The following is a 17,850-nucleotide window of genomic DNA, read 5'->3' as shown; positions in this document are numbered from 1 at the left end:
GTTTAGTTCTTTTTCATGATTTTAATTTTTTCTTGCCCTTCTTTTGCAGCTTTCACCACTGGGTATGCAGCATACCCACTCACTCCCTCAAACTCTCGGAATGAAGTTTTTTCTTCAGCGATTGAACGCACCACTTCTTTGAAGCGTTTATAGTGTGTCATCACAGTATCACGCGTTGTCCCTTTTTCGTAAGCTGCCTCGACGACTTGATAAAACTCGATCACAGCAACGATTTCTTCTGTCGTCCAGTCGAATTCCAGCGGATAGCTATACTCATTTGCCATCAGTTACACCATCTTTCTTTTACATCATTGATTTGTTTCGAAATACGCTCAAAAAGTTCTTCGACGGATGGCACATCATCAATTAAGCCAACCGCTTGTCCCGCCCAGCCAAAGCCTTCATGCGCATGTCCTTCGTATATAAACTTTTTATTTGCTTCCCCACTAATATAGTTTTTAAGAGCTTCATATTCTGGCGTCTCACTCTCAATAGCAAGGATGCGCTCTGTCCATTCAGATTTCAAGGCACGTGCCGGCGCACCGATACTACGCTTTATGACGACCGTGTCTTGCTCACCCGCTGCGAGAATCGCTTGTTTATAAGTTTCTGATGCATGCACACATTCTTTTGTTGCAATAAAGCGTGTTCCCATCTCCACACCTTCTGCACCAAGTGCCAAGGCTGACATAATTCCATATCCATCCGCGATTCCGCCTGAAGCGATTACAGGTATATGAACCGAATCTGTCACTTTACGAATTAGTATTTGAGTAGAAACGTCATCGCGTCCAAGATGCCCTCCCCCTTCTTGCCCAACGACCATTACGGCATCTGCACCTAATTCTTGCGCTTTCACTGCTTGCCGAACAGCCGCTACTAGAACGAGCTTCTTAACAGGGACATCTCGTAACATGTCAAATAGTGGCGCAGGATTTCCTCCTGTCATGGTCACTACAGGAACCTCTTCATCAATTGCTACTTGTAGCATATGCTCAAACGGACGTCCGTGCTGCCCGATTGCGTAGTTTACGCCAAATGGTTTGTCCGTCAACTCACGAACGCGCTTAATCTCTGCTCGTAACTCTTCCGGCCCCGGCAAGCTCATGGCCGTGATTTGTCCGAGTCCACCAGCATTTGAAACGGCAGCACATAAATCGGAATAGGCAAGGTAGGCAAGCCCCCCTTGAATGATTGGAAATTCAATCCCTAGCAATTCTGTAACACGTGTTTTCATCTCTATCCCTCCCTCTTTCAGTCTATCAATTTTTTACTTTCTTTAGTAGCATGGAAATGCTATACTTCACTTGTTTTCTATTTCAACAATAAAGGTGGTTAGCACGTTGTCACAATTAGAAACTCCCTTGTTCGATGCTCTTCTCAAGCACCGTAACAGGCATCCGATTCAGTTCCACATTCCTGGTCATAAAAAAGGACAAGGAATTGACCCGGCATTTCGAGAGTTCGTTGGCGATAATGTATTGTCGATCGATTTGATTAATATTGCCCCTCTGGATGATCTTCATTCTCCTAAAGGTGCCATTAAAGATGCCCAACATTTAGCCGCAGAAGCGTTTGGTGCGGACGCCACTTTTTTCTCTGTTCAAGGGACAAGTGGTGCCATCATGACAATGATACTAACAATTTGTGGACCGGGAGATAAGTTATTAGTTCCTCGTAATGTTCACAAATCCATTATGTCTGCAATTGTATTTGCAGGCGCAATTCCAGTCTTTATTCATCCAGAAGTCGATACGGAACTGGGAATCTCTCACGGGATTTCTGCAGAATCTGTAGAACGCGCTCTAGATGCACACCCTGATGCTAGTGGCTTACTCGTCATTAACCCGACGTATTTTGGATTTGCAGCGGATTTAAAGCGCATTGTCGATCTGGCTCATTCTCGTGATATTCCAGTCGTTGTTGATGAAGCACACGGTGTTCACATTCACTTCCACGATAAACTCCCGATTTCTGCAATGGAAGCTGGAGCCGACATGGCTGCGACATCTGTTCATAAATTAGGTGGTTCGATGACCCAAACATCTGTGTTGAACGTTCGTGAAGGACTTGTGTCATCAAAACGTGTTCAATCGATATTATCGATGTTAACAACAACATCTACTTCCTATCCACTGCTGGCGTCTTTAGATACGGCAAGACGTCAACTTGCGATTCATGGATATGATTTGATTGATCAAGCGATTAAGATTTCTAAAGATGCACGAAAACGTATTAATTCAATCCCTCACTTGTACTGTGCAGGAGTTGAGAAGTTACGCACATCAGCAACTTATGATATGGACCCTACTAAAATCTTGATCAGTGTAAAAGATTTGGGTATCACGGGCTACGATGCAGAAAAATGGCTGCGTGAAAAAGCGAACATCGAAGTTGAGCTTTCCGACTTGTATAACATTTTGTGTTTGATCACACTTGGTGACTCACGCAAAGAGGTCAATTTGTTGATCAATGCTTTGACACGTATGTCTGCTGCATTTGAGTCAGACGCTGAAATTAAAGAAACAGAAGTAACTTTGCCAGAAATCCCGGCTCTTGCGATGTCTCCGCGTGATGCATTTTATGCAAAAACAGAAACAGTGAAGTTATCAGAAGCGGCAGGACGCATTTCTGCAGAGTTTGTAATGGTATACCCACCAGGTATTCCAATATTCATTCCTGGAGAAATCATTGCGCAAGATAATATCGACTATATCGCAATGAATATTGAAGCAGGTTTACCCGTTCAAGGGCCGGAAGACGATACGCTTGAGATGATTCATGTGATTAAAGAGACGAAAGCGATTTTTTAGAGTTAGATGTGGAGAACGCCATTCTAGAAATTCCGAGGAAATCCGGCTTGCCCGTGAAGGCGCTCTCCAGCCTTTGCGGGTGAGACGGATTCCGGAGCGTGTTTCTGGCGTTCGGAACTCGATTTCATTCGAAGTCGAAACTCCTTTAAGACGTTGAGTTCCACTGCGGGGCTGCTTTCCGTGGGCGCTGCGTGAGCTTCCTCGTCGCAGGCTCCTGCGGGATCTCACGGCAGACTGTAATCCCACTGGAGTCAGCCCCTCCATTCCACTCAACTTTAGATTTAGAAGCGAAGAACGCCGGCATACACCGATTTTGGTGTATGCTCGTTTTTTGTTTGTGGACTGAGCGGTCGTTCTTCTACCGAAACCATACTTTCTTCTACCGAAACTGAGATTTATTCTACCCAAATCCACATTTCTTCTACCGAAGTCATATTATGGAAACTAATTGTTAGATTTGGAGCCGACTGTTCAGAAATTATGCGAGATGACAGCGTGGACTGTGAAGCGCTCTTTGCTTCATGAGCCGCGATGGCTTCTTGCGGGATTTCTAGGAGGCGCAACTCGATTCCAGTTAGATGTGGAGAACGCCATTCTAGAAATTCCGAGGAAATCCGGCTTGCCCGTGAAGGCGCTCTCCAGCCTTTGCGGGTGAGACGGATTCCGGAGCGTGTTTCTGGCGTTCGGAACTCGATTTCATTCAGAGTCGAAACCCCTTTAAAACGTTGAGTTCCACTGCGGGGCTGCTTTCCGTGGGCGCTGCGTGAGCTTCCTCGTCGCAGGCTCCTGCGGGATCTCACGGCAGACTGTAATCCCACTTGAATCAGCCCCTCCATTCCACTCAACTTTAGATTTAGACGTGGAAAACGCCGCCACGAAAAAAAACCAGCATTCCTCACTCAATTTGAGAAATGCTGGTTTTAATTTTATTCCACACTTTGAATTTCATCCGGGTCTACAAACCCGTAACCCTTCTCCTGAAGGCCCGTTACGATCTGCTCTAGTGCCCCTGCCGTCCATTCCCGATCATGCATCAATAAGTTTGCACCGTTCGTTAAGTACGGTGTATTGACCATAATATCTGCAAGTGCGGAAGCTTCCATGTAGTCTTTCTCCCAATCATATCCGTACGTCCAATTCATCAATAACATGCCTTCTTGCTTCACTAGCTCACGGCTAAAGTCTGTATTAACCCCAAAAGGTGCTCGGAAGAATTGTGGTTTCTCTCCCAACACGTCTTCGATGGTGTCATTTAATGCAAGAATTTCTTGTTGTTGCTGTTCTTCCGAGCTGTTTTTCAAATTTGGATGAGTTTGTGTATGGTTGCCGATAGCAAATCCAAGTTCATGAATTTTCTTTAACTTTTCTTTTTCTTCATCCGTATCTAAAAAGTGGCCATTTACAAAAAAGATGGCAGGTACTTCAAGTTGGGCAAGGGTTTCTGCCATTTCAAGACTATATGTATCCGGTGCGTCATCAATTGTAAGAAGTACTACTTTTTCTTCCGCTTGCTCAATAGGTACCAACGTCCAGTTTGCTTCATTCAATTTGTACAACGGTTCAGCAGCAACGGGCTCGACCACGTCTTCTTCGCCCCCTACTTCTTCAACTTCCTCCACCTCTTCAGGTTCCTCTTGCTTGACTTCCTGAGCGGGCTCTTGAAATTCAGGTTCTGCCGTCTGTTCATCACTACAAGCTGCAAGTAATAATCCAAGTGCAGCAACGCCGATCAGCTGTTTTTTCATAGATGACACACCCTTTCTGTAGCCAGTATACCAAAAAACCCTACCTTTTCAGGTAGGGTTTAGGAAATTATTTGCTTAAGATGTGGATAGGGTGACCCATTACAACTTCAGCAGCTTCCATTGAAATCTCACCAAGCGTTGGGTGAGCATGGATTGTCATAGCGATGTCTTCCACCGTCATGCCTGCTTCAATTGCTAGACCAAGTTCAGCGATCATGTCTGATGCACCTTGACCTACAATTTGAGCACCAAGTAGTAATCCGTCTTCTTTACGTGAAACAAGTTTCACGAAGCCATCTGTTGCATCAAGAGCAAGTGCACGACCGTTTGCGCCGAATGGGAATTTCCCAGCGTTCACTTCGTACCCTTCCGCTTTTGCTTGTTCTTCAGAAAGACCAACTGTTGCCAATTCTGGATCTGTGAAACATACAGCTGGGATTGCAAGGTAATCCACAACTGATTTTTCTCCAGCGATTGCTTCAGCAGCCACTTTACCCTCGTAAGAAGCTTTGTGTGCAAGTTGAGGACCTGCCACGATATCACCGATTGCATAGATATTGTCTACACTTGTACGGCACTGCTCATCTACTTCGATCAAACCACGTTCACCGAATTTGATGCCGATTTCTTCAAGACCGATTTCATCCGTGTTTGGACGACGACCAACAGTTACTAAAGCATAGTCAGCTTCGATTGTTTTTTCTTCTCCGCCAACTTCATAAGTAACTTTTACGCCAGTATCTGTCTCTTCAACACCTTTAGCAGACGCCTTTACCGCTACTTCGACTCCTTTTTTCTTAAGAGCTTTTTTCACGATTTGTGTCATTTGTTTTTCAAAACCAGCTAAGATGTCGTTTCCACCTTCGATGATTGTTACTTCAGAACCTAGGTTTGCATAAGCAGTTCCTAATTCTGTCCCAATGTATCCACCACCGATTACTACTAACTTACCAGGTACCTCATCAAGTGCTAATGCACCTGTTGAGTTAATCACACGTTTTGAATATTTGAAAGTCGGAATTTCAACTGGACGTGAGCCTGTTGCAATGATTGCATGTTTGAATTTGTAAGTTTGCGCGCTGTCTTCTTTCATGATGCGCACAGTGTTTGCATCGACAAAGTAAGCTTCACCGTCTACAACTTCAACACCATTGCCTTTTAATAGACCAGAAACACCGTTTGTTAATTTCTTAACTACGCTGTTTTTGAACTCCTGTGCTTTAGAGAAATCAATTTTCACTTCAGAAGCAGTGATACCCATGTTATCTGAGTGTTTCGCTTGTTCAAAGCGGTGACCTACAGAAATCAACGCCTTTGAAGGAATACAACCAACATTTAGACATACGCCACCGATGTGCTCTTTTTCAACAACTGTTACTTTTTGTCCTGTTTGTGCTGCACGAATGGCTGCAACATAACCACCAGGGCCTGATCCAACGACCAGTGTATCTACTTCGATTGGGAAATCTCCTACTACCATAGTTTTTACGCCTCCATTAATAGATGTTCTGGGTTACCCAGTAATCGTTTGATGTGATTCAGCGCATGTTGGGCAGTTGCACCATCCACCATACGGTGATCAAAGCTCAATGATAATGCTAACACAGGTGCAGCTACAATTTCACCATTTTTAATGACAGGCTTCTCAGAAATTCGACCAATTCCTAAAATTGCTACCTCAGGATGGTTGATAACTGGTGTAAACCATTGGCCTCCAGCTGATCCGATATTTGTAATCGAGCATGAAGCACCTTTCATTTCTTGTGGGCTTAATTTGCCGTCACGTGCTTTCGTCGCAAGTGTGTTGATTTCATCTGAAATCGCAAACATCGATTTACGGTCTGCATTTTTAATAACTGGAACCAGTAGACCCTTTTCAGTATCTGCTGCGATTCCAATATTGTAATAGTGTTTGTGTACAATTTCTTGTGCATCATCATCGTAAGAAACGTTCAACGCTGGGAATTCACGAAGCGTGCTTACCAATGCTTTTACGACATATGGTAGGTACGTCAACTTAATTTCTTTTTCAGCAGCGATTTCTTTAAACTTCTTACGGTGTGCAACTAGTTCTGTCACATCTACTTCATCCATAAGCGTTACGTGAGGAGCGGTATGCTTCGAGTGAACCATTGCTTTCGCGATAGCTTTACGGATTCCAGAGATTTTCTCACGCGTTTCTGGGAATTCACCTTCAGAAACTTGTGGAGTAGATTTTTTAGGTGCTTCTTCTTTAGCAGTTTCAGTCGCAGCTTCCGTCTCTGCAGCTGGTCCTGAAGCTTCAGCTTTAGGTGATTGATCCCCATTCATGAAGTCTTCAATATCTTCTTTCATGATTCGACCATTTTTCCCACTGCCTGAAACTTCACTAATTTCCACACCGTTATCACGAGCGAATTTGCGTACAGAAGGCATTGCAATGATGCGCTCAGAACCTTTTGGTTTCTCTTTTTGCTCAGCAGGTTCTGGCTGCTCTTTCGTTTCTTGTTTTTCAGTTTCTTTCGATTCAGCTGCAGGCGCTTTGTCTACGTCTTGTCCTGCTTCTGCAGTTGCTTGCACCTGTTCTTCAGTTTTAGAAGGTGCGTCCTCTTTATCGTCGCCTTTAAACTTCAAGTCTTCATAACCAGGAGCGTCAATTCGAACAAGTACGTCACCTACAACGGCAACCGTCCCTTCTTCAACCATCACTTCTTCGACTTTCCCTTTAACAGGTGAAGGAATTTCAACGACAGCTTTGTCGTTTTGTACTTCACATAGAATATCGTCTTCGTTGATTTCGTCACCAGCTTTTACGAACCATTTAACGATTTCTCCCTCATGGATACCTTCTCCAATATCTGGTAAGCGGAATTCAAATGCCACTACGCGTCATCCTTTCTTAATTAAAATTCAAGTACTTTCTTAGCCGTTGCTACTACGTCTTTATAGTTTGGTAACCAAACAGTCTCAGCTTGAGAGAATGGATACACTGTATCTGGAGCAGTTACGCGGAGCACAGGTGCGTCTAGGCTTAAAATCGCACGTTCTGTGATCTCAGCTACAACATTTGCAGCAATCCCTGCTTGTTTTTGTGCTTCTTGAACAACCATAGCGCGATTTGTTTTTTCAACAGAAGCGATAATCGTTTCGATATCTAATGGTTGCACTGTTCGTAAGTCAATGACCTCAGCAGACTTGCCATCTTTTTCTAACTCGTCAGCTGCTTTTAAGGCTTCATGGACCATTGCACCATAAGCAATAATTGTAATATCAGTACCTTCGCGCTTTACATCTGCTTTTCCAAGTGGAATTGTGTACGATTCTTCCGGCACTTCTCCTCGGAATGAACGATACAATTTCATGTGCTCTAAGAAAATAACTGGATCGTTGTCGCGGATTGAAGAAATCAAAAGTCCTTTTGCATCATATGGCGTTGAAGGGATGACAACTTTTACACCTGGTGTTGACGTCATAAGCAACTCTAAGCTATCTGCGTGCATTTCAGGTGTGTGAACGCCTCCACCGAATGGAGAACGAATTGTTACAGGTGCATGGAAACTTCCACCTGTGCGGAAACGCATACGCGCAAGCTGTCCACTGATTGAATCCATCACTTCAAATACGAACCCGAAGAATTGAATTTCTGGAACTGGACGGAATCCTGTCATAGCTAGTCCGACTGCAAGTCCACCAATACCAGACTCTGCTAGTGGCGTGTCAAATACGCGATCTACACCGAATTCTTTTTGGAGTCCTTCAGTCGCACGGAATACCCCACCATTTACGCCAACGTCTTCTCCAAATACTAGAACGTTTTCGTCATCTTTTAATTCACAACGCAATGCGTCTGTGATTGCTTGAATCATGGTCATTTGTGCCATTGTTTAGTTCGACTCCTTTTCTGTGTAGTACGCTTTTTGCTCGTCTAAATTATATGGGTTTTCATCATACATAATATCGATCAAATCTGTAACTTTTTGTTTTGGAGCAGCATCTGCTTTCTTAACTGCTTCTTTAATTTCTTCTTTTGCACGTTCGATTACTTCGTTTTCTTTTTCTTCCGTCCAAAGACCTTTGTTTGTCAAGAATGTGCGGAAACGGATAAGTGGATCACGTTTTTCCCACTCAGAATCTGTTTCAGATGTACGGTAACGGGTTGGGTCATCCCCAGCCATCGTATGTGGGCCGTAACGGTAGCAAAGCGCCTCAATAAATGTTGGGCCTTCACCAGCAACCGCGCGCTCACGTGCTTGTTTTGTTACAGCATAGACAGCTAGTGCATCCATACCATCCACTAAAATAGAAGGAAGACCAGCAGCTACACCTTTTTGAGCAATTGTCTTCGCAGCTGTTTGTAGAGAGCGTGGTGTTGAAATTGCAAATTGGTTGTTTTGCACAAAGAAGATTGCTGGCACTTTGTAGGCTCCAGCAAAGTTTAGGCCTTCGTAGAAATCACCTTGAGAAGATCCACCATCACCTGTGTAAGTTACAGCGACAGCCTTTTGACCTTTCTTCTGGAAGCCCATTGCCACACCCGCAGCTTGGATGTATTGTGCACCAATAATAATTTGTGGTGGGAATACATTTACGCCTTCAGGAATTTGGTTCCCCATGAAGTGACCACGACTGAATAAAAATGCTTGGTAAAGTGGTAGACCGTGCCATACGATTTGAGGTACGTCACGATATCCAGGTAAAATAAAATCTTCTTTTTCTAGAGCAAATTGAGATGCAAGTTGAGATGCTTCTTGTCCAGCAGTAGGTGCGTAGAAGCCAAGACGCCCTTGACGGTTCAAAGAAATCGAGCGTTGGTCTAATATACGTGTGTAGACCATACGAGACATCAACTCGACTAATTGTTCGTCTGATAAGTCAGGCATTAATTCTTCATTGACTACATTTCCTTCTTCGTCTAAAACTTGTACCATTTCGAATTTCTCTTCGATCTCATGAAGTACGTTTACTGGATCGAAATGATTGTTTTTGCTTTCCGCCATAAAACAACTCTCCTTTTAGTCTGTATTAAAATAAAATCACTTCCGAGTAATACACGTCAGTATCAATCCCTAGTATAGCCCACCTAAATAGCGTGGTCAATCGTTTGAACCGATACAAAAAAGTTCGAAAAAATTAAATAATAGTTGTCTGTATCAGTCACAAATTCAATCTGTATTATATCAGATTGAGACTGTGAAGTTATTTATATAACACAAAAGCAGCCCCAAAAAAGAGCTGCTTTTCATTTCTATCTATTCTTATTCCTCATTTTGCAATGATTCAAACACTTCATCTGTAGTTTGGTTAAATTGTTCTGTCTGTTCATTCATTGCAGTGACGTGTGTTTGCACCACTTCATTTTGTGCATTCACCTGCTGCACAAGATCGCGAATTTGATCAATCGCTACATCTTCTCTAGCCATTTCCGTATACAAATTCTCTTGTAAAGCAAGTAACTTCTCATATTCAGCATATAATTGTTCGTATGTAGCGTATCGTGCATCATAAGCTTCGTCAATTTGAGTCACATAGGATTGATTCTCTTCCGGGATATCTAATGTGCTGAAATCACTTGCTTCTAAAGCTGCATCAATAGATTGCTTCTCAGTCGATAAAAGGTCTCTTCTTTCTGCAACAAGTGCAGAGAGTTCTTCAAGCTTTTCTGTAAGTTCATCTGTTTGTTCTTGTTCAAGTGCCAATACTTCTTCAAAAAGTGCGTATTCTTTTTGCTCAGCTTCATTTAAAGGGTCTTGTACAGAGCGATACTCTTCCTCTGCCGTATGCATTTGTTGTAGTACTTCTGAAAGTTGTTGCTCTGTTGAATCCCCGAATGTACACCCAGCTAATAACAAAGCACTAACCGATACTAACCCTACCCATTTTTTCATTTTACGACCTCCATTACTTCCATCACTATACCGATTTACCCAATTATTTTCAATAAGAACATTGACTTAGAATTTGGTATACTCTAGGTTAGAAAGGATTGATTTCTATGATTACTATGAACGAAATTATAAGAGATGGCCACCCCACTCTACGACAAAAAGCTAAAGAGGTTCCATTTCCACTTTCAAACGAGCATAAACGATTGGCAGACGACCTCTTAAATTACGTGATCATGAGCCAAGACAGCGAGTTGTCTGAAAAATATGGGTTGCGACCGGGAATCGGACTTGCCGCACCACAGGTGAATCGTCCAGTAAGAATGTTTGCTCTTCACATACAGGAAAATGACGAATTACTTAGCGAAGTGTTTATTAATCCTAAAATTAAAAGTCATTCCATCGAGAAGACCTATATTACATCAGGAGAAGGCTGTCTATCTGTCGATGAGGAAATCGAAGGGTATGTTCCTCGTTATGCACGCATCACAGTGACAGGTACTGATCGTGAAGGCAATGTGATGACACTCAGACTAAAAGGATTAAAAGCAATCGCTTTCCAACATGAACTGGATCATTTAAACGGCATTATGTTTTATGATCATATTAATAAGGAAAATCCCTATGAGCAGGTGCCCAATTCTGTACCGTATGAGAGAAAACCAAAAGAAATAGATAATTAAGAGTGAATTATTTGACTTTTCCGAATAAATACTTTACTATGTTGTACTTTTCGCTTATAATGAATAAGTAAGGAGTGAGTACAATGTTGAAACGTTTACGACGGAAAATGCTCAAACGTCTCGGCGAAATTCTCGGTAAAAAAACAGTTGCCTAACCTTTACCCCTCTAGAATTTTTTTAGAGGGGTTTTCTTTATTTTCAAAGTTGCACATGCTAAGATAAAGAGAATTGTAATGAATCTGAACGTAAAAGAGGAGAATAAACATGATTTTCAAAGTAATGTACCAAGAAAACGCAACACAAGTTCCAGTCCGCGAAAACACAAAATGTCTATACGTAGAGGCAGAATCAGAACGAGAAGTGCGTGCTAAGCTTAGCGAACGTCCAATTATGATCGAGTTCGTACAACTACTTGAAGGTGCGCATTTGGCGTACGAGCAAGCTAGTGAGAACTACAAGGTTGAAGAATAATATATGAAATTTGTACGAAATGATCAAACAGCTGTTTTCGCTCTAGGCGGACTAGGGGAAATCGGAAAAAATACGTATGCTGTTCAATTTCAAGATGAAATTATCGTAATCGATGCAGGTATCAAGTTCCCAGAAGACGATTTATTGGGAATTGATTATGTCATTCCCGATTACACATATCTTGTGCGTAACCAAGATAAAATCAAAGGACTATTTATCACCCATGGTCATGAAGATCATATCGGTGGTATTCCCTATTTGTTAAAGCAAGTGAACATGCCAGTTTATGGCGGTAAACTTGCATTAGGCCTTCTTCGCAATAAATTAGAAGAGCATGGTATCTTACGCCAAACAAAAATGACGGAAATCTCGGAAGAAGATGTTATTAAATTCCGAAAGACTTCTGTATCGTTTTATTTAACTACACACAGTATCCCAGATGCTTATGGTTTAGTTGTAAAAACTCCTTCTGGAAATATTGTTCATACGGGTGATTTCAAATTTGACTTCACACCAGTAGGAGAACCTGCCAATTTAACAAAGATGGCTGAAATTGGGAAAGAAGGCGTTCTATGCTTACTTTCTGATTCAACAAATGCTGAGGTTCCAAATTTCACAATGTCTGAACGTAAAGTTGGAGAAAGTATGGACAGTATCTTCCGTAAAGTGGATACACGCATCATCTTTGCTACTTTTGCTTCTAATATCCATAGACTTCAACAAGTAACAGATGCAGCGGTTCGCTACGGTAGAAAAATTGCAGTATTTGGTCGGAGTATGGACAATGCAATCACTATTGGTCGTGAACTCGGCTATATCACAGCCCCAAAAGAAACATTTGTTGATACGAACACACTGAATCGCTTACCAGCGAATGAAGTGCTAATTCTCTGTACTGGTTCTCAAGGGGAACCAATGGCTGCCTTATCTCGGATTGCAAACGGTACACACCGACAGATCCAGATTCAACCAGGAGATACAGTCATCTTCTCGTCTTCCCCTATTCCTGGTAACCGAGGAAGCGTCAATCGTACCATTAACTTGTTGTACCGTGCTGGTGCTGAAGTAATTCATGGTTCATTGAACAATATCCACACGTCTGGTCACGGTTCACAAGAAGAACAAAAACTAATGCTTCGTTTAATGAAACCGAAATTCTTTATGCCGATTCACGGGGAATACCGTATGTTGAAACTTCACAGTGAATTAGCTGTGGACTGTGACATTCCAGAAGAAAATACATTCATTATGGAAAATGGAGATGTACTCGCTTTAACAGCAGAGGAAGCTTCTGTTGCAGGACGAGTTCCTTCAGGTGATGTGTATATCGATGGAAGTGGCATCGGAGACATTGGAAACATTGTCCTTCGTGACCGTCGCGTCCTTTCTGAAGAAGGATTGGTCATCGTTGTTGTGACTGCAGATATGAAGAAAAAACGTATTGTATCCGGACCTGATTTGATTTCCCGAGGATTCGTCTATATGCGAGAGTCAGGCATGATGATCAATGAGGCGCAACAGATGCTCAATCGCCATCTTCGTAGCCTTGCTAAAGAAAATCCTGAAGGTTGGGATGATTTGAAGTCTGAAATCAGCAATGTACTCGGACCACATTTGTATGATAAAACAAAACGTAAACCAATGATTCTTCCAGTTATTATGGAAATTTAATAAAAACAGTGATTTGTCCACTTGGGACAAATCACTGTTTTTTTAATTAAATACTTTCTTTTCAAATCGATTGATATCCACATCTGCACCAATAATGATTAGAATATCATTTACCTGTAAAAATTCATCCGCTTGTGGGGAAACAATAATAGAGTCCCCTCTTTTGATGGCAACGATGTTAATTCCATATTTTGCACGGATATCTAAATCAATTAACGTGTTCCCAGCAAGTTTAGAGTTCACAATAAGCTCCATAATAGAGTGTTCATCAGATAGCTCTAAATAATCTAGCACGTTATTCGATAAAATGTTGTTGGCAATTCGAATTCCCATATCACGCTCGGGATGCACTACATTATCTGCACCGATCTTAACGAGAACTTTTTCATGATAATCATTTTGTGCCTTCACTGTGATTTTTTTTACACCTAACTCTTTTAACATCAACGTAGTTAAAATACTTGATTGGATATTGTCTCCAATTGCCACAATCACATGATCAAAGTTGCGAATCCCTAAAGACTTCAACACTGCCTCATCTGTCGTGTCGGCTACTACAGCTTGTGTAGCTATCGGTGCAAACTCATCCACACGCTCACTTTCGATATCAATGGCCATTACATCGGCACCTTGTTCGATTAATTCTTTGACTATACTCCCACCAAAACGACCTAGTCCAATGACTACAAATTCTTTTTTCATTATGCTCCCCACTTCCTCAATCGAGCTAAATACATCATACATCAAAAACTTTCGTTATCGAAAGAAATTTATGATAAAATGAACCTTAATCTTTGTCAATATGGAGGTAACGCCGTGTCAAACACACCCATCATTCGTTTCGAAAATGTTAGTAAATCGTACGGAACGAACGAACCTGTTTTACATACAATTAATTTTGAGTTAGAACGTGGAAAGTTCTACACATTATTAGGTCCATCTGGTTGCGGTAAGACAACCATCCTACGTCTGATTGCTGGCTTTATTCAGCCCTCGTCTGGAGATATCTATTTAAATGAAAAAAAAATCAATGACGTTCCAGCAAACAATCGTCAGGTCAACACTGTTTTTCAAGATTATGCGCTCTTCCCTCACTTGAATGTATACGAAAATATTGCATTTGGTCTTCGAATCAAAAAACTAAAAGCAGCAGAAATCGATACAAAAGTTAAAGAAGCTTTAAAGTTCGTCAATCTCGAGGGCTACGAAAAACGCGAAATCAGTGAGATGTCAGGTGGACAGCGTCAACGTGTTGCTATCGCGCGTGCGATTGTTAACGATCCAGAAATCATCTTACTTGATGAACCATTATCCGCACTTGACTTGAAATTACGCACAGAGATGCAATATGAACTACGTGAATTGCAACAACGACTAGGCAAAACATTTATTTTTGTCACACATGATCAAGAAGAAGCACTTGCCATGTCCGATGAGATTTTCGTAATGAGTCAAGGTCAAATCATTCAAAGTGGGACTCCTCTCGACATCTATGACGAACCAATCAACCGATTTGTTGCCGATTTTATTGGAGAATCAAATATAGTCGAAGGTATTATGATTGCCGATTATCGTGTTCAAATTGGAACGAAAGAGTTCGAGTGCGTCGATAAAGGCTTGACTCCTGGTGAGAAAGTTGATGTTGTCATTCGTCCTGAAGATTTGGAAATCAAAGCTGTCGATCAAGGAAAGATGAATGTTCGTGTGGATACACAACTGTTCCGCGGTGTTCACTATGAGCTCTCGACTTATGATCAAGATGGAAACGAGTGGCTCGTACACTCCACTCGAAAAGCAGAGGTCGGCTCGACAATTGGACTCGACTTTGATCCAGAAGCAATCCACATTATGCGTTTGAATGAATCTGAAGAAGACTTTGATCGACGCCTTGAATCCTACGAGGTAGCTGCCAATGGAAACTAAGTCACGCACATTTTTGATGGTCCCCTACTATTTATGGATGGTCTTATTTGTAGTAGCACCAATTGTTTTAGTCGGCTATTACTCTTTCTTTGATATCCAAGGGAACTTCACATTAGAGAATTATCAAAACTTCTTTACAGGCACTTATCTATCACTTACTTTGAGCTCATTTTGGTACGCTTTTTTAATCACGGTTTTCACGCTTCTGATTGCTTACCCTACAGCATACTGGATTACGAAAACAAAACAAAAGCAATTATGGCTCTTATTAATTATCATTCCTTCTTGGATCAATTTATTATTGAAGACCTATGCATTCATTGGGATTTTCGGAATGAACGGTTCTATCAACAATTTCTTATCATTTTTAGGATTGGAGCGTCAACAAATCCTATATACCGATTTTAGTTTCATCTTTGTATCGGTCTATATTTTCATTCCTTTTATGATTCTACCAATATTTAATGCGCTCGATAAATTGAATCCAGCTCTGTTAGATGCATCCCGTGATTTAGGTGCTAGTCAATGGGTTACATTCCGCAAAGTCATTTGGCCACTTGCGCTTGGTGGAGTAAAAGCAGGAATTCAAGCGACATTCATTCCTGCCCTCTCACTGTTTATGATTACGCGGCTTATTGCTGGAAACAAAGTAATCACGCTCGGTACCGCAATTGAACAACAATTCCTAGTAACTCAAAACTGGGGAATGGGTTCAACGATTGCCGTCTTCTTAATTGTCTTTATGGTCATTATTATGGTTCTTACCGGTGACCGTGAGAAAGGAGTGAATCAGCGTGGGAACTACTAGTAAGCTCGCAAAAGTCTATTTAGCACTGGTGTTTGTGATTTTATATGCACCTATTTTCTATTTAATATTCTATTCGTTTAATAGTGCTGGAAACATGTCGAATTTTGAAGGATTTACTTGGGAACACTATGCTGCTGTTTTCCAAGATACGCGTTTACTAAGCATTGTCGTCAATACAATTATTGTCGCTTTGTTATCCGCATTGATATCTACTGCAATTGGGGTAGTTGGCGCAGTTGGAATCGTTTATATCACGAATAAACGCCTTCGCCAGTCGCTTTTATCACTTAATAATGTATTAATTGTTAGCCCAGATGTTATTATTGGTGCTTCTTTCTTGATTCTTTTCACGATGATTGGCGTTCGTTTAGGATTCGCATCGGTTTTAATTTCTCATATTGCATTCAGTGTACCGATTGTCGTAATTATGGTGTTGCCTAAGCTACAAGAAATGAGTTCTACTCTTGTCGATGCTGCACGTGATTTAGGTGCTACTCGTCGTGATGTCTTCACACGGGTCATCATTCCGTACATTCGTCCAGGTATTTTCGCAGGCTTTTTCTTAGCCCTCACCTATTCACTAGACGATTTTGCTGTGACATTCTTTGTTACTGGAAATGGGTTTGCTACACTTTCTGTAGAAATTTATTCTATGGCTCGCGCGGGAATTACTTTAACGATTAATGCATTATCTGGACTATTGTTTATCGTGACGCTCATTCTTGTCCTTGGCTATTACTTTGTTGTGAATCGGGCAAAAACGCCATTCCAAACGGGGGTGCCAAAATGAAATCATTACTCCAAATAACAGGAGTCTTACTAGTAGCCGTAGCTGTCCTGATTTATATCAACAGTCAGTTAACGGATACATCTAGTCGAGCAAGTAGTGGTACCATTACTGTTTTCAACTGGGGAGAATATATCGATCCGGAGCTGGTCACTCAATTTGAAGAAGAAACTGGAATTCGAGTGATTTATGAAACATTTGATTCAAACGAAGCTATGCTTACAAAAATTCAGCAAGGTGGCACACGTTACGACATTGCTGTACCTTCTGAATACATGATTGAAAAGATGAAAGAAGAAGACCTTCTCCTTCCGATTGATCAATCAAAGATTCCGAACCTCGAGAATATTGATCCTTACTTTTTAGATTTACCATTTGATCCTGGAAATCAGTACTCCATTCCATATTTCTGGGGAACAGTTGGGATTGCATTTAACCCGACACTATTAGATGGTCAAACATTTGAGAGTTGGAGTGATTTATGGTCACCAGAACTTGAACAACAAGTCATCTTAGTCGATGGTGCCCGAGAAGTGATGGGCATGGGGCTGAATACACTTGGCTACTCATTGAACTCAACAGACGAACAAGAGCTTCGACAAGCAACCGATCGACTGAAAGAACTCGGACCTAATGTAAAAGCAATCATCGGGGATGAAATCGTTGAAACGATGCGTCGTGGCGAAGCTGCAATTGCTCTTGTCTGGTCTGGTCAAGCAGCAGATATTATGTATGTGAACGAAGATATCGATTACAGCGTTCCACAAGAAGGGTCTAATTTATGGTTTGATAACATGATCATTCCGAAAACAGCTGGAAATGTGGAAGGCGCTCATGCATTCATTAATTTTATGCTAGATGCAGAAATAGCTGCGCAAAATGCAGACTATGTAGGGTATTCTACTCCAAATTTGCCTGCGCTTGATTTGATGGACCCAGAAGTAACAGGCGATACACGCTTCTACCCAACAGAGGACATGCGCGAAGAACTTGAGGTTTATCGTAATCTAGGCCCTGTCATGCTTGGAAAATACAATGAGTATTTCTTAGAATTTAAAATGAGTATGAATCGTAACTAATTCTCTGTC

Annotated in this window: 17 protein-coding genes; 8 read left to right on the top strand and 9 right to left on the bottom strand. The window is 41.6% G+C overall.

What is annotated here, in order from left to right; translation table 11 throughout:
* Nucleotides 1–2 precede the first annotated feature (2 nt).
* Nucleotides 3–284 (bottom strand): UPF0223 family protein, encoded by a 282-nt coding sequence (locus tag ACF3OH_RS05170; RefSeq protein WP_204588933.1) that lies wholly within the window; start codon nt 282–284, stop codon nt 3–5.
* The gene (locus ACF3OH_RS05165; RefSeq protein ID WP_392456706.1) at nt 284–1,243 is read right to left on the bottom strand and encodes an NAD(P)H-dependent flavin oxidoreductase; all 960 of its coding nucleotides are present in this window, start codon (nt 1,241–1,243) and stop codon (nt 284–286) included. The genes ACF3OH_RS05170 and ACF3OH_RS05165 overlap by 1 nt, the downstream gene beginning before the upstream one ends.
* Nucleotides 1,244–1,343: 100 nt before the next feature.
* Here ACF3OH_RS05165 and ACF3OH_RS05160 point away from each other — a divergent pair, with 100 nt between their 5' ends.
* The gene (locus ACF3OH_RS05160) at nt 1,344–2,813 is read left to right on the top strand and encodes an aminotransferase class I/II-fold pyridoxal phosphate-dependent enzyme (RefSeq protein WP_392456103.1); all 1,470 of its coding nucleotides are present in this window, start codon (nt 1,344–1,346) and stop codon (nt 2,811–2,813) included.
* Between the two features lie 926 nt (nt 2,814–3,739).
* On the opposite strand, the gene ACF3OH_RS05155 is transcribed toward ACF3OH_RS05160, so the two are convergent.
* From ACF3OH_RS05155 to ACF3OH_RS05130, 6 genes are all read right to left on the bottom strand, one after another.
* Complete coding sequence (locus tag ACF3OH_RS05155) at nt 3,740–4,558, bottom strand: polysaccharide deacetylase family protein (protein WP_392456101.1); 819 nt, start codon at nt 4,556–4,558, stop codon at nt 3,740–3,742.
* A 67-nt stretch (nt 4,559–4,625) separates the two neighbouring features.
* Entirely contained in the window at nt 4,626–6,038 is a 1,413-nt protein-coding gene (gene lpdA / locus ACF3OH_RS05150; protein ID WP_392456099.1) for a dihydrolipoyl dehydrogenase, read from the bottom strand.
* 5 nt (nt 6,039–6,043) lie between these two features.
* On the bottom strand, nt 6,044–7,420 hold the full coding sequence (locus ACF3OH_RS05145; RefSeq protein ID WP_392456097.1) for a dihydrolipoamide acetyltransferase family protein: 1,377 nt from the start codon (nt 7,418–7,420) through the stop codon (nt 6,044–6,046).
* A 20-nt stretch (nt 7,421–7,440) separates the two neighbouring features.
* On the bottom strand, nt 7,441–8,418 hold the full coding sequence (locus ACF3OH_RS05140) for an alpha-ketoacid dehydrogenase subunit beta (protein ID WP_204588928.1): 978 nt from the start codon (nt 8,416–8,418) through the stop codon (nt 7,441–7,443).
* Nucleotides 8,419–8,421: 3 nt separating this feature from the next.
* Nucleotides 8,422–9,534 (bottom strand): pyruvate dehydrogenase (acetyl-transferring) E1 component subunit alpha, encoded by a 1,113-nt coding sequence (gene pdhA / locus ACF3OH_RS05135; RefSeq protein WP_392456096.1) that lies wholly within the window; start codon nt 9,532–9,534, stop codon nt 8,422–8,424.
* A 258-nt stretch (nt 9,535–9,792) separates the two neighbouring features.
* Nucleotides 9,793–10,422: a YkyA family protein gene (locus tag ACF3OH_RS05130; RefSeq protein ID WP_204588926.1), complete on the bottom strand. Its 630-nt coding sequence runs from the start codon at nt 10,420–10,422 to the stop codon at nt 9,793–9,795.
* A 107-nt stretch (nt 10,423–10,529) separates the two neighbouring features.
* On the opposite strand from ACF3OH_RS05130, the gene def reads away from it, so the two are divergent.
* The 3 genes from def to rnjA all read left to right on the top strand — a co-directional run bounded on the left by def (nt 10,530) and on the right by rnjA (nt 13,244).
* Nucleotides 10,530–11,102 carry a peptide deformylase gene (def, locus tag ACF3OH_RS05125; RefSeq protein WP_392456094.1) on the top strand — a complete coding sequence of 191 codons (573 nt, stop codon included), beginning with the start codon at nt 10,530–10,532 and terminating at the stop codon, nt 11,100–11,102.
* A 264-nt stretch (nt 11,103–11,366) separates the two neighbouring features.
* Nucleotides 11,367–11,573: a DNA-dependent RNA polymerase subunit epsilon gene (locus ACF3OH_RS05120; RefSeq protein WP_204588924.1), complete on the top strand. Its 207-nt coding sequence runs from the start codon at nt 11,367–11,369 to the stop codon at nt 11,571–11,573.
* A gap of 3 nt (nt 11,574–11,576) precedes the next feature.
* The gene (gene rnjA / locus ACF3OH_RS05115) at nt 11,577–13,244 is read left to right on the top strand and encodes a ribonuclease J1 (protein WP_204588923.1); all 1,668 of its coding nucleotides are present in this window, start codon (nt 11,577–11,579) and stop codon (nt 13,242–13,244) included.
* Between the two features lie 42 nt (nt 13,245–13,286).
* Here the strand turns inward: rnjA and ACF3OH_RS05110 are convergent, their stop codons facing one another.
* Nucleotides 13,287–13,946: a potassium channel family protein gene (locus ACF3OH_RS05110; protein WP_392456092.1), complete on the bottom strand. Its 660-nt coding sequence runs from the start codon at nt 13,944–13,946 to the stop codon at nt 13,287–13,289.
* Nucleotides 13,947–14,060: 114 nt separating this feature from the next.
* Between ACF3OH_RS05110 and ACF3OH_RS05105 the strand changes: the two genes are divergently transcribed.
* Genes ACF3OH_RS05105 through ACF3OH_RS05090 form a run of 4 tightly spaced genes read left to right on the top strand, consistent with a single transcriptional unit; the run spans nt 14,061 to nt 17,841 of the window.
* Nucleotides 14,061–15,167 (top strand): ABC transporter ATP-binding protein, encoded by a 1,107-nt coding sequence (locus ACF3OH_RS05105; RefSeq protein WP_392456090.1) that lies wholly within the window; start codon nt 14,061–14,063, stop codon nt 15,165–15,167.
* Entirely contained in the window at nt 15,157–15,975 is an 819-nt protein-coding gene (locus ACF3OH_RS05100) for an ABC transporter permease (RefSeq protein ID WP_204588920.1), read from the top strand. The genes ACF3OH_RS05105 and ACF3OH_RS05100 overlap by 11 nt, the downstream gene beginning before the upstream one ends.
* Complete coding sequence (locus tag ACF3OH_RS05095; protein WP_204588919.1) at nt 15,962–16,765, top strand: ABC transporter permease; 804 nt, start codon at nt 15,962–15,964, stop codon at nt 16,763–16,765. The genes ACF3OH_RS05100 and ACF3OH_RS05095 overlap by 14 nt, the downstream gene beginning before the upstream one ends.
* Complete coding sequence (locus ACF3OH_RS05090) at nt 16,762–17,841, top strand: PotD/PotF family extracellular solute-binding protein (protein WP_392456089.1); 1,080 nt, start codon at nt 16,762–16,764, stop codon at nt 17,839–17,841. Before ACF3OH_RS05095 ends, ACF3OH_RS05090 begins: the two co-directional genes overlap by 4 nt.
* The last annotated feature ends 9 nt before the right edge of the window (nt 17,842–17,850 follow it).

The organism is Chryseomicrobium aureum, from assembly GCF_043182735.1.
GTDB classification, from domain to species: Bacteria; Bacillota; Bacilli; order Bacillales_A; family Planococcaceae; genus Chryseomicrobium; species Chryseomicrobium aureum.
This window is presented reverse-complemented; position numbering and strand designations above follow the sequence as displayed.